The sequence below is a fragment of the Vibrio sp. DW001 genome (genome assembly GCF_029016285.1).
Taxonomy (GTDB): domain Bacteria; phylum Pseudomonadota; class Gammaproteobacteria; order Enterobacterales; family Vibrionaceae; genus Vibrio.
In genome coordinates this window covers 1,815,077-1,828,801 of the sequence record NZ_CP091975.1, presented here as the reverse complement: position 1 = coordinate 1,828,801, position 13,725 = coordinate 1,815,077, and the positions used below count along the sequence as shown (strand labels likewise).

The 13,725-nt window shown below is 40.1% G+C and carries 8 protein-coding genes; all 8 read right to left on the bottom strand.

Going from position 1 to position 13,725, the window contains the following annotated elements:
* Positions 1 to 285 precede the first annotated feature (285 nt).
* The 8 genes from L3V77_RS08440 to proQ all read right to left on the bottom strand — a co-directional run bounded on the left by L3V77_RS08440 (position 286) and on the right by proQ (position 13,630).
* The gene (locus L3V77_RS08440; RefSeq protein ID WP_195703257.1) at positions 286 to 828 is read right to left on the bottom strand and encodes a cell division protein ZapC; all 543 of its coding nucleotides are present in this window, start codon (positions 826 to 828) and stop codon (positions 286 to 288) included.
* Positions 829 to 971: 143 nt separating this feature from the next.
* On the bottom strand, positions 972 to 1,982 hold the full coding sequence (gene pyrD, locus L3V77_RS08435; RefSeq protein WP_275136604.1) for a quinone-dependent dihydroorotate dehydrogenase: 1,011 nt from the start codon (positions 1,980 to 1,982) through the stop codon (positions 972 to 974).
* Positions 1,983 to 2,029: 47 nt separating this feature from the next.
* Positions 2,030 to 6,871, bottom strand: a complete 4,842-nt coding sequence (locus L3V77_RS08430) for an NAD-glutamate dehydrogenase (protein WP_275136603.1) — start codon at positions 6,869 to 6,871, stop codon at positions 2,030 to 2,032.
* Between the two features lie 169 nt (positions 6,872 to 7,040).
* On the bottom strand, positions 7,041 to 7,259 hold the full coding sequence (locus L3V77_RS08425) for a DUF2835 domain-containing protein (protein ID WP_275136602.1): 219 nt from the start codon (positions 7,257 to 7,259) through the stop codon (positions 7,041 to 7,043).
* 64 nt (positions 7,260 to 7,323) lie between these two features.
* A complete protein-coding gene (gene pepN, locus L3V77_RS08420; protein WP_275136601.1) occupies positions 7,324 to 9,942 on the bottom strand; it encodes an aminopeptidase N in 2,619 nt (872 codons plus the stop codon).
* A 212-nt stretch (positions 9,943 to 10,154) separates the two neighbouring features.
* A complete protein-coding gene (locus L3V77_RS08415; RefSeq protein WP_275136727.1) occupies positions 10,155 to 10,835 on the bottom strand; it encodes a hypothetical protein in 681 nt (226 codons plus the stop codon).
* 132 nt (positions 10,836 to 10,967) lie between these two features.
* Positions 10,968 to 12,974 (bottom strand): carboxy terminal-processing peptidase, encoded by a 2,007-nt coding sequence (gene prc / locus L3V77_RS08410; protein WP_275136600.1) that lies wholly within the window; start codon positions 12,972 to 12,974, stop codon positions 10,968 to 10,970.
* Between the two features lie 17 nt (positions 12,975 to 12,991).
* Complete coding sequence (gene proQ / locus L3V77_RS08405; protein WP_275136599.1) at positions 12,992 to 13,630, bottom strand: RNA chaperone ProQ; 639 nt, start codon at positions 13,628 to 13,630, stop codon at positions 12,992 to 12,994.
* Positions 13,631 to 13,725: the final 95 nt, after the last annotated feature.

The following is a 13,725-nucleotide window of genomic DNA, read 5'->3' as shown; positions in this document are numbered from 1 at the left end:
TTTACTTACATTACGCGTTAAAACGGGAATAAATGCGCTGAATTTGAATGATATTTAAACGAATAGAGGCAACGACTTAAGAAAAATTATTTTTCTTTGGTATCGATGTCTCATTGATGAGAGTGCAATAATCGTTAATTTGGATAATAAATAGAGGTAATTTATTGTCGAGCGAAGTTCTATTCTCAACTTTTAGGACAAAGTAAGAATTACTGAACTATTTTAAACAAAAAAAATCGACCGCGAGGGTCGATGGGAAAGTACAACAAGGGAACGAATGAGGTATTAGCTTACCAAAGCTATCGGTAACGCTTCAAATAACGAGTTTGCACACACCATGCGATTATGCATAACTTTAATTGGCTCACCAAACTTAAGGACTTTACGTCCATTCAAGGCAAATTCGTCAGTCTCAATGTACGCGCATAGGCTCGCGTTATGACAAACTTCGATAACCATGAAATACCCTTCCCCATAACTATTCTTGAGGTGAACGATATCTCCTTCATTTGGAAGGTAATCTGCAGCTTGTTCATCGAAGAACCAACTTTGAGGCTGTACGGGCTTGTGAAACCGCTTTGACGCAACACAGTTAAGGACCAACTCTGCTTGTCTCGGTTCAGTCAGGTTTAGGTTGGATGCACTCTCTTTAAATGCTTGAAAAGCAGAAGCATCATCTACCGTAAAATCGGTGTCAGTATAGGCACAATCTACGAGGTGTTTTTTAGGAAGATTGACTCTAAACAGCATGTCACTTCCAAGGTCAAGCATCAGAGCATTTTCTTGCTCATCAAAAAACCAATTCCATGTATCTCGAGGTTTAAGCATCGTTCCATCTCTTGATTATTATAAATTCCGTTTTCTAGGTAATTTAGGTGCTACCTATTCAACTAACAAAATAATTCTACAAGTACGGAGCCAAAAAAAAAGAGGAAATAAATTTCCTCTTTTTTTTATTTTTAATGATGTTACTAGATATTTTTGACGATATCTCTCACCAAACCAGGACCTTGATAAATAAAGCCAGAATAAACTTGAACTAGTTTTGCGCCTGCCATCATTTTTTCTTTCGCCGAAACAAATGAGTCAATACCACCCACACCAATAATAGGAAGCTTATCGCCAAGTTCTGCGTATAGACAACGAACTACTTCTGTACTTCGTTGTTGTACAGGACGACCACTTAACCCACCCGCTTCATCCGAATGTTTCATGCCTTTAACAATACTTCTATCTAATGTTGTATTGGTTGCAATGACACCATCAATATTATGACGAACGAGAGAATCACAAATCTGAACAATTTCTTCATCACTTAAATCTGGCGCTATCTTTAGCGCCAGAGGAACATATTTCCCATGCTTCTTTTCTAATTCGTTTTGTTTCAACTTCAAATCAGATAGAAGATGATCCAATGCCTCGCCATATTGTAACGACCTTAGGCCCGGTGTATTAGGTGAAGAAATATTAACAGCAATATATCCTGCATGCTGATAGGTTTTCTCCATACAGATTAAATAATCATCGCTGCCCTTTTCTAAGGGAGTATCTTTGTTCTTGCCAATATTGATACCAAGGATTCCGTCGTAAGATGATTTTTGAACATTGGCAACGAGATTATCAACACCGTCGTTGTTAAATCCCATCCGATTGATTAGACCTTGAGCCTGAGTCAGGCGAAACAATCTTGGTTTGTCATTTCCTGGCTGCGGTTTTGGTGTTACCGTACCAACTTCTATGAATCCAAACCCCATTGCGCCAAACGCGTCGATACATTCTCCATTTTTATCCAAGCCAGCAGCTAAGCCAACCGGATTTTTAAACTTCAGTCCCATGCATTCTACCGGTCTATCTGGTAAATGTTGACGGTAAAAAAGGTCGAATGGTGTACCTTGAAAACGTTTGAAATTTTGAATTGCGAGATCGTGTGCCTTTTCGGCATCGAGTTGAAAAAAACCAGTCCTTGCAAGACGGTAAAGCATGTATGCCTCCGATAAAAAAAAGCCCCGTATAAACGGGGCTGTATTATTTACTTATTTTTGGAACAATTCAAATTTAATAGCATCAATTCTCGCAAGGCAACTGAAAACTTAGCAAATTCATGCATGGAACCTACTTTAAATTCGTTCAGTATATTTTCCCAACGCTCTAAAGATGGCTTATTACTACTGATCCAAGAATCCAGATCAGATAAAGGATCAAATGCGGTACTACCACAATTACAACTGAGCACCAACGCCGTAAGTTGTCGCTGTTGCCAATCAAGATCCTCTCTAAATGCCGCTCTTGCCAAAGCTTGCCAATTGTTATCTACACCTTGGGTATTGATCTGTTTTAAGAACCAATGTAATGAGAGCCTATCCCCTAAATTAAAGTATAACTTAGACGCGTCTTCAACACTTTGCCCACTTTCTTTCGCAACAGAGGAAATATCCAATGCAGAATTGAGACTCGATAAACGAGCCACATGATGCGCCAATCCCTTCTCAACACCTTGTTCGATCCACGCGTTGGCGAGATCGTCATGCTCTTTGACCTCTTCTGGTACTAAACACTGATCCAGTGTTTTTCCTATGGCGATCACATCGGCCTTATAATGACTAATCAGATCATTAACACTAAAACTACCCGCATTATTTCTGATCATCCATCGCGATAATCTTCTTAACGTCCTTCTTACTTGGAAAATCAAATCATACTGCGCACTTGTGGTTGATACATTATCAAGTTTACGAATATCTTTTAATGTTTTTTCGAAGTTAAAAATATCCCGAGCCGCAGAATAAGCATTGGCAACTTTGTCAATGCTGGCGCCTGTTTCTTCTTGAAGACGGGTGACAAAATTGCATCCCATCTCGTTAACCATTTGATTTGCCAGTGCCGTTGCTATTATCTCTCGTTTAAGAGGATGATTTTCAGCATGAGCAATATAGTTACGGCGTAACTCTTCAGGGAAGTATTTCACTAACAGTTGTTTGTGATAGTTATCTGATGCTATCTCGTCACTTACTAACTGTTCTTTTAGTATCATCTTTCCATAAGCAACCAATACAGACAACTCTGGTCGAGTAAATGCCTTGCCTTGTTTTTCTCGTTCTAGCAAGGTTTCATCATCAGGAATATATTCCAATACTCTATCTAAATGACCTGCTTTTTCTAATGTATGGATGAATCGAATCTGTTCCTTAACTAATGAAGTTCCTTGTTTTTCGGTCACTGAAATAGATTCAGCCTGACAATAAGCGTCCTCCAATACTATCTCGCCGACTTCGACTTCCATTTTATCCAGGATTTCATTGCGTTGTTTCGTTGTCATATCACCGAGTGCAACTAATCCGTTAAGGAATATTTTAATGTTCACTTCGTTATCAGAACAATCAACACCACCAACGTTATCAACAAAGTCCGTGTTGACACGTCCACCAGTCAAGGCATATTCAATACGACCTTGTTGTGTCATTCCTAAGTTGCCACCTTCTCCAACCACTTTCGCTTTCAGCTCTTGGCCATCTATTCGCAATACGTCGTTTGCGCGATCGCCAACATCAGTATGAGTTTCTGTGGACGCTTTAATGTAAGTACCAATACCACCATTCCATAAAAGATCGACATCCATTTTCAGAAGCATCTTAATAAGATCACTGGGCGCTAAAGCCGCCTTACGTGTTCCGATCATCTTCTGTATTTCTGGTGTAAGTTTGATCGACTTTGATCGCCTTGAGAATATACCGCCACCTTTTGAGATCAGTTTAGGATCATAATCTTCCCAACTGGATCTTGGTAATGTAAACAGACGATCTCGCTCTTTCCAACTTATTGCAGAGTCTGGGGTTGGATCGATAAATATGTGCATATGGTTAAATGCAACTTGCAGTTTTATATGTTTGGAAAGAAGCATCCCATTTCCAAACACATCACCTGCCATATCTCCAATACCGATACAGGTAAAATCAGTGGTTTGGCAGTTAATTCCCATTTCTCTAAAGTGACGTTTGACCGACTCCCATCCACCTTTAGCCGTAATGCCCATCGCTTTATGGTCATAACCATTTGAACCACCAGAGGCAAATGCATCGCCCAGCCAAAAATTGTATTCCTCAGAGACTGAGTTCGCCAAATCAGAAAACGTTGCCGTCCCTTTATCTGCTGCGACTACTAAATAAGCATCATCTTCATCATGACGAACCACATTCGTTGGATGAACCAACTGACCTTCCACAATATTATCGGAAACATCTAACAACGCGCGAATAAATATCTTGTAGCAACGTTTGCCTTCCGCAAATATTTCATCACGCGAAGACAAACTTGGTTGTTTTTTACATACGAAACCGCCTTTCGCACCAACAGGAACAATTACGGTATTCTTTACTTGTTGTGCTTTTACTAACCCGAGTATCTCCGTACGGAAATCTTCTTGTCTGTCTGACCAACGAAGTCCACCACGAGCAACCTTTCCACCCCGTAAATGCACCCCTTCGATATCCGGTGCATACACAAATATTTCGAACTCAGGAACGGGTTTTGGAATATCTGCAATTTCACGTGGCCTAAGTTTTAACGATAACCATGGTTTGTTCTTTTTGTTTTTGTCTAGCTGATAATAATTTGTTCTTAACGTCGCTGAGATCATTTCCATATAACGTCGAATGATCCTATCGTCATCCAAACTCTCTACATGATCGAGCTGCTCAGTAATGTGCTGTATAAGATCTGTCTGTCCTTTTTGGGCACCTTTGCATTTAGGATCAAATCGTCTCTCAAATAATTCAACTAGGCTTTTTGCCATCTCGGTGTGATCGGATAGCGTGTTTTCGATATAGCTTTGGCTAAATGGGAATCCAACCTGTCTCATATATCGAGCGTAACTTCTTAGGATCGTAATTTCTCTTCCGGTTAAACCTGCACCAAGTAACAATCTATTAAAGCCGTCGCTTTCTAACTCACCAGACCAAATAGCGGCAAACGCTTGTTGAAATCTCTCTTGGGCTTCACGTAAGTCAATGTTCTCATCGCTTTTGTGGAGCATGGAAAAATCAAGTATCCAGTATATCGTTCCATTTGCCTTTCTTACTTCGTAAGGCGATTCACCAACGACTCGTAAACCGAGATTTTCCAACATCGGCATGACATCTGACAGATGAATCGGTTCATCACGGTGATATAATTTAAGATGAACAACCTTAGAATTTATCCCCTCTTCTTGAGGTCGATAAAACAGCATGCCTAATTTGTTTTCGTCATTCAAATTTTCTAACCGTTCAATATCTGAAACCGCGATGCTTGGCATGACATCCGACTTATATGAACTTGGAAATGCATTCTTATATTGTTTTGCAAAAGAAAGACCTTTGCTTTCGCCCAAGTTTGCAACAATGGCGTGTTCTAGTCTATCGACCCAAGTTGAAGAAGCTTCCATCAAGTTATGCTCTATCGCTTTTACATCTATATTGAAATTGTTGTTGTCTACTCGGACTATATAGTGCGTCCTCGCAAGTGGGCTTTCTGAGAAGAACGTCGTGAATTCAACCTCCCGATCTGAATTTAGATGCTGACGGAGTATACGTTGAGTCAATTTTCGGACTTCAGTGTTATAACGTTCTTTGGAAACATAAACCATACAACTGAAAAAACGGCCAAACGGGTCTTTACGAACAAACAAACGAACAAGATCACGATCTTGCATTTGCACGACACCAAGGCCGGTTTCTAACAACTCTTCCTCTTTTGCTTGAAGCAACTCATCTCTTGGATAGTTTTCTAAAATATTGAGAAGTGCTTTATAAGAGTAAGATCCCTTTCTATACCCGCTAGCGCTAAGAATTCGTTCTACTTTTTGTCCAATTAAGGGAATATTGAATACACTTTGGTTGTAGACAGCAGATGTGTATAACCCTGTAAATCGATGCTCACCTACAACATTACCTTGCTCGTCAAATTTCTTGATACCTATATAGTCGGTATAAGCTGGTCGATGAATCCTTGAAGAGGCATGACCTTTGGTGAGAATCAGTAGGTAAGGTTTTGTCGCTTCTGCTTGCGCTGATTCAGCAAACTTTGAAAGTTCTACGGTACGAATACGACTAGCAAGACCAAATAAACCCAAACCTTTCTCTTTCGTTGGTTCAAGCTGAAGGCCATTGTTGCTTTCAACCAGGTCATATTCTTTGTAACCCATAAAGGTAAAGTTGTGCTTACCGAGCCATCTCATGAATTGCAGGCTTTCGTCTAAGCGACTTTTCTCCAATGGAATCGATTTAAGGTTATCTTCTGTTTTTTTGATGACTTGTTGTAATTTGTCCGACATCACTTGCCAATCGCTAACCACTAATCCAGTATCAGTTAGCACGCCCACCAACTCAGTTTTGAGTGCAGTCATTTCATTTTTGCTGTTCAGCCTATCAACCTCAATATGAAAAAGAGATTGGAAATCCCCTTTACCACTATTTAACTCAGCGACTTCACCGTCACTATTTCGCTTTAGTTGTGTGGGGCCATTAAGCATAAAATGACAAGTTAATCCCAGTCTGGTCAAAGCCATTTTTGTCGAGTCTACGAGAAACGGACTGTCTGGAACGACGATTTCAATTATCGTATGCGTTGACTGCCAACCATGGCGGCTCAAGCTAGGATTAAATACCCTAACCGAAATATCTTTGAATTGTGTTTCAGAGATATGGTGCCATAAACTTATTACTGCGCCATAAAGATCTGAGTCATTCCTATTTATCAGGTCGTCCTGAGAAATGTTGCTGTAGAGATGTTTCGCTAGCTGAGTAACTAAAGGTTTTTGAGCAAGTTCAAGTTTGTCTTGAATAAGTTGATACACTTTTTCAAGTAGAACCGGCACAACAGGCTCGCGTGCGGTCATATTGCACTCCAAATTGTTTTTAGTGGGGACACGAACACAATGTTCGTTGGGTACTTAGTTATTGTAAGAGATATATTGAAAATAAGTTAATGAATTGGTTACAAATAGAGAGGTGGGTATCAAAAACTGTGAGTGGTAACTCGATTTAACTATCTGAAATTTAACATATCTAAACCGATTCTAGGTTAACAAACTTGTTCATTTTATCTGTTGTTAATCGAAACCGACCTTTTACACCGATTTGAGTTAAGAACGGTCTTAATCGCATCGCAGGAACCTGCAGTTTTAACCCTTGTTCCGTGTAAACCAGTACACTGCTTGCTGAACCGGCATAATGTTGTAGAAACACATTGTAAGGAATATCAAGACGAAATGTATATTGGTTCATATTACGTTTTACTTAAGTAAAAAGAAAGAAGATAGCCATACGACTATCTTCTTATAAGTTTTAGCTACGAATCAAGCGCTTTAGTCACCTTTTCAAACAGATCTTTTGCTAAGTTTTCAAGTTTTGACAACTTTTCTAATTCTGCTCGCATTAATAACTGCCTTGCTTCATCATAATTACGATATTTCAATAGAGGGTCAATCAGTCTAGATGCAACCTGTGGGTTGCTTTCATTCAATTCAGTTAATATTTCTCCAGCAAATTGATAGCCTGAGCCATCCTTCGCGTGGAAATTAACCGGATTCGCAGTAAGGAACGATCCGATAAGGCTGCGAATTCTGTTCGGATTTTTCATAGTGAACGCTTGATGTTGCATGGTTTTCTTCACCACATCTAGAACGTCATCCGAAGGACTGGTGCCCTGTAATGCAAACCACTTATCCATTACCAAGCCATCATTGACCCATTTTTCACTAAAATCATCCATCATCTTTTCGCGACAAGGCAGTTTTGCCTGATTCGCAGCAGATAACGCAGCCATTGTGTCAGTCATATTGTTGGCACTACTGTATTGTGCTTTGACCAACTCATTACCTTGCGGCAGATAAGCGAGATAACTTAAGGCCATGTTTCTTAGTGCCCTTTTACCAATGGCATCATGCTCTACAGTATATTTGGATTGAACTAATGACCCATAAACAGCCGCTAATTCATCTTGCAGGTTATTAGCGATAGCCATCTTTATTGATTTTAATACTGAGTAAACAGCGTCGACATCAACTGGTTTGAACCAACCGGCGACTTCATTTTGACTCGGTAACGACAACACCTCTGCAATAAATGCGGGGTCCAACTCGCGATTCAGTAATACTCCTCTGAATGCGTCTAGAACACGCTCTGATAACTCAAAGGCGCGCCCATTTTGAACATTTTCTATGTTTGCTTTAATGTATTTAGCCAATAACATTTGTCCTGCATCCCAACGAGCGAACTCGTTAGTCGCATGGACCATCAAAAACATCAGCTCTGGATCGGTATAGTCATAGACCAATTTCACTGGCGCTGAGAATTCACGTAACAAAGAAATAATGGGTAACTCATCTACATTATCAAATATAAATATTTGTTTTTCTTCGTTAATATTCAAAACATTATTGATGAATTTTCCATTACACTGTAACGGAATAACATCACCATTCGACCCATACAACTCAATATCGAGAGGAATATGTAAAGGCAACTTCTCCTTTTGTTCTTGAGTCGCGGCGGTTGATTGCTCTACAGTAACTGCATAGGTCTTTTGCTCACTGTCATAGGAGCTAGTGACATGAATAGTTGGCGTACCTGATTGGCTATACCAACGTTTAAACTGAGTTAAATCAACACCGGAGGCATCTTGCATAGCGGAAACAAAATCATCACATGTTGCTGCGGTTCCGTCATGTCGCTCAAAATAGAGCTTCATCCCTTTTTGAAAACTCACCTCACCTAGCAGCGTGTGCATCATACGTATGACCTCGCTGCCTTTTTCGTACACGGTAAGCGTGTAAAAGTTATTCATCTCTATAACTTTGTCTGGTCGGATAGAATGTGACATTGGGCTTGCATCTTCAGCAAACTGAGGCCCGCGTATAATCCTGACATTGTTAATACGGTTTACCGCGCGAGAACCTAGATCAGATGAAAACTCCTGATCTCGGAATACAGTTAAGCCTTCTTTCAGACTCAGTTGAAACCAGTCGCGACAAGTGACCCTATTTCCCGTCCAGTTATGGAAATACTCATGACCGATGACAGCTTCAATGCCCAAGTAATCCGTATCTGTGGCCGTTTTTTCGTTCGCCAATACAAACTTAGAGTTAAATACATTCAACCCTTTATTTTCCATCGCACCCATATTGAAAAAATCGACGGCAACAATCATATAAATATCCAGATCGTATTCTAGACCAAAACGTTGCTCATCCCATGCCATCGAATTTTTTAGCGATAGCATCGCGTGACTTGCTCTGTCCAGGTTTCCCTTATCTACATAAATCTCTAAGGCAACATCGCGACCAGACATCGTTGTATAGCTATCGGCTAATAGATCAAAATCACCGGCTACCAATGCAAATAAGTACGCAGGTTTAGGGTGCGGGTCTAACCATTGTACCCAATGACGGCCGTTATCAAGATCACCAGATCCAGTTTTATTCCCATTACTCAACAAAAATGGATATTGGGTTTTGTCTGCTATGACCTTTGAGGTAAAGACGGCCAACACATCGGGACGGTCCATATAATATGTAATACGACGGAACCCTTCCGCTTCGCACTGCGTACAAAATGCACCACCTGATTTATACAAACCTTCTAATGCACTATTCCCTTCTGGATCTAACTCGGTGGTAATCGCTAATTCGAATTCTTTTGGTAATCCTTCGATGGTAAGCTTCCCATCAGATTCTTGAAAATTCGTCCATTGTTCACCGTCAATGGTTACGCTCAAAAGTTTTAGTTGTTCACCCTCTAGAGTAAGAGTATTACTTTCTTGCAACTGTTTGACTTTAGAAACGGCGACGACGATGGTTTCTCTATCATAGAGGTCAAATTCCAAATCTATATGAGTAATCGAATGCGATGGCGACAGGTAATCTATACGATACTTAGCGACAGGTTTTGCTTGAGTTTGTTCAGACATAGTTCTTCCTTTACTCTTACTTAGCTAAGAGTCTTTCCAGAGAATAGAGTAGGTCATAAAGCGAATTCAGATTGAAGCAACCGAGTTCGTTTATCCTTACCCTTATATGTCGGGTTATTTTGAACAAAAACAAGGTTTAACAAACACAAAAAAGGCACCTTTATCAAAGTGCCTCCTCAATACGGTGTTATTTAGACCGTAATCAGATTAATTCACTCAACTCTATTCATTACGGTGTACATATCAAAGCCCGTTCCTTCAAGGGTCAAAGTATTATTCTCTACTTTATAGCGAGAATTATGTTCACCTTTTTCATACATTAGAACTAAATTTTCGCCTTCATAATAGTAGATACCTTGATAGGCAGCGAGATTCCCGTCTGCAGATTCTGACATAAATAAGAACATGAAATCAGGTTGCAAGGTGAGGCTGACATGACTGACATGACTTGCAAGAATGTCATCCCCTTTGATTTCTGCACTTTTCCAACGACCAATGAGTTCTGGTGAGTAACCTTTAACAAAGGGAATGCCATTGAGCATTAAATGGTTATGGTTAGCTAAGTAACGGTAGGTTTGAGGTGTTTCGGTACCTAACCCTAATATTAAGGTGTCGTTACTTAATGAGTAGCTCCCTTGCCAATAATTCATGCTTTGGTCGTTATTTTGTATCTCTATAGCAAACTGATAGTTTGATGCTATGTGCAACCTTATTGCTAAAAAATCAGCATGACCTTCTTCTGGCGCTGGATTAGTCAGAAACCAATCACCGAGCAAAAAAGGGTAATCAAACTGAGTTAAATCGATTTTATTATTTATTTCTGCGCTAGTCGCGCTAACCGAGACTGAAAACACGAGTGTGTAACAGGCTAGAATTAACATGATAATCTTCATCACTAACTCTCCTCACTTTATATAAGCGTAGAGTTAGTTTCTGAATAAAGCGAAATATTTGACGCAAATCACATTATTTTAAACAAAAAAAAGGCGAGCATAGCGCTCGCCTTTTGATTATTTTCATTATTATCAACTAGCTGACTTTGCCTTTATCATATCAACCATAATGGCAACGGACTCATCTAAATAAGCATCTGGACCTTCGTAATCTTTATCAACATCATCAAGAGAGGTAAATTCTTCTTCACCTAGCGACTTTTGACGTTCATTGATACGAGCTAATCTCTTTGCTTCTCTATCCTCTATTTTGTCTTTCCTAGTTTTCTCACTTAATGACAAAGTGTTGTCGTCTTTCTCTAGCTTATATTGAGCAATATCTTGCGCAATAAAACCGAATTCTCTATCGCTACTTATACGCTGTTCATGTTGCAAATTAAGAGCAGTTATCTGTGTTTCACGCTGTTTCAACACATCATAGGCTGCTTTATCAATGCTATCCCATGGCAACGCATTATCTTCAACACTTTCGCCCGTTTCTTCTGGATCAACGGCACTAGGATAGGATATATCAGGAACGACACCCTTATTCTGTGTACTGCCACCATCAATACGGTAGAACTTTTGAATAGTGTACTGTACGTAACCTAGCTCTTTATCAAACAAATCATATATATGATTTAATGAACGATGTTGTTGGACTGTCCCTTTACCAAAGGTTTGCTCTCCTAAAATAATTGCACGTCCATAGTCTTGCATAGCCGCGGCAAAAATCTCTGAAGCAGAGGCGCTATAACGATTGGTCAAAACAGTTAATGGTCCATCATAGCTAGAGATATCATCGGTATCACTGTTAACATTGACACGACCATAACTATCTCGAACCTGAACAACGGGACCTTTCTTAATAAACAGACCCGATAATGCGGTCGCTTCAGTTAATGCTCCACCACCGTTGTTTCTTAAGTCGACGATGATGCCATCAACAGATTGCTGTTCAAGTTCTTTAATTAGCTTGTCTGTATCTTTTGATAAGCCAACATAAAAACTAGGAACTTCAAGAACGCCAATCTTTTTACCGTCTCTCTCAATGACCTCAGACTTAACCGCTCTATCTTCTAGACGAACTTTGTCCCGCACTATTGTGACATCGTAACTTTTAGAATTTTTACCTTCAGGTAATATATTCAATGTTACTTTCGTCCCTTTCGGCCCCTTAATCAACTGAACAACGTCGTCTAGTCGCCAGCCTATTACGTCCACCATGTCAGCGCTTTCTTGACCAACACCGATAATGCGGTCACCATCAGACAGTTCTTTGCTTTTAGACGCAGGACCTCCAGCCACCAGAGAACGAATCACGGTATAGTCGTCGGTCATCTGTAAAACTGCACCAATTCCTTCTAAAGATAAGCTCATCTCTGACTGGAACTGTTCTGCATTACGTGGTGACAGATAACTCGTATGTGGGTCTACCTGACGAGCAAAGGCATTCATATAGATTTGAAATGCATCTTCACTTTTCGACTGAGTAATACGCTTTATGGCGTTATTATAACGCTTTTCTAGCATTTCCTTAATTTCAGGCCACTCTTTGTCCGTCAATTTTAGACTTAAGGCATCATACTTAACACGCTTACGCCACAGTTCATCTAACTCTTCGGTATTTTTGGCCCAACTCGCTTCAGAACGATCCAGTTCAATCGACTCTTCAACATCAAATGCGATTTCTTTATCTAAAACAGACAAAGCAAACACATAACGTTCGAATCGCTTCTCCATTGCAAGGTTATAAACATCAAATGCAATTTGATTGTCGCCAATCTTGAGTTGGTCATCTAATTGAGTCGACCACTCAGAAAAAGAATCTATATCCGCTTGGGTAAAAATATTTCGACTGAAATCAAGCAATTCTAAATAACGCTCAAACATCGCCTTAGAGAAATCATCATCGAGACTAAAATGCTTATAGTGAGATCGAGTAAAGCGAGACGTTACTCTTTTACTTGCGGTTTGGTGTTGAACTTCCGGTGCAAGTGTGGGTAATTGGTCTTTAGAAATTTTGGATTCTAAAGCTTGTGCAGAAGCCGCAATGCTAATGCATGCGGCGACTAGAGTCAGTTTTAAATGGCAATTCATGCGTAGGATAGTCTCCTCTATGCGCGTAGGTGCTCCGCTTTAACAACCATTTGAAGACCGTTGGTTAGGCGAACACGCACATCATCCTTATTAATTTCAACTATAGTTGCAGCCATATTTCCTTTACCCATATTCACATTTACTTCTTTTCCAACGATCATATCATCAGAGGTTAGTGCACGTGTTTCTGGGGCTGCAGGCTTGTTATTTTGTTTCTGTTGCGGCGCAGCTGGCTTAGCACGACGTTGCTGTGCTGGCTTTGTCGCATTTTGTTTCGCTTTGCCTTCTTCGCGAGCTTTAATTGCTTGCTCTTTCCGGCGTGCTTGAACTCGAGCTTTACTCTCAGCCAAGGCTTGTTTTGCGTGCTCTACATGTTCTTCTTCCAACTCACCACATGCATTACCATCCAAATCCACACGAGTCGCTCCTGGTTTTATACCATGAAGATAACGCCATGAAGAAGTATATTGTCTTAATGCTGCACGTAATTGAGTTTTACTCACTTTAAGATCTTCAGACAGACGCTCAGCGAGGTCTTGAAAGATACCGATCTTAAGTGGTTTAGCTTCACCATCTAAAGTAAAGCATTTAGGGAAACATTCAGCAATATGTGCGATTACTTCTTTGCTGTTTTTTAACTTTTCAGTGTTTTCCATGAGGTTTCCTGGTTGGAGCGGCCTTCCCGCGAACTAAATCTGACAAATATTTGCGCTATTATAAAGAGATGCTAATGAAAAACCACAGGCAATTG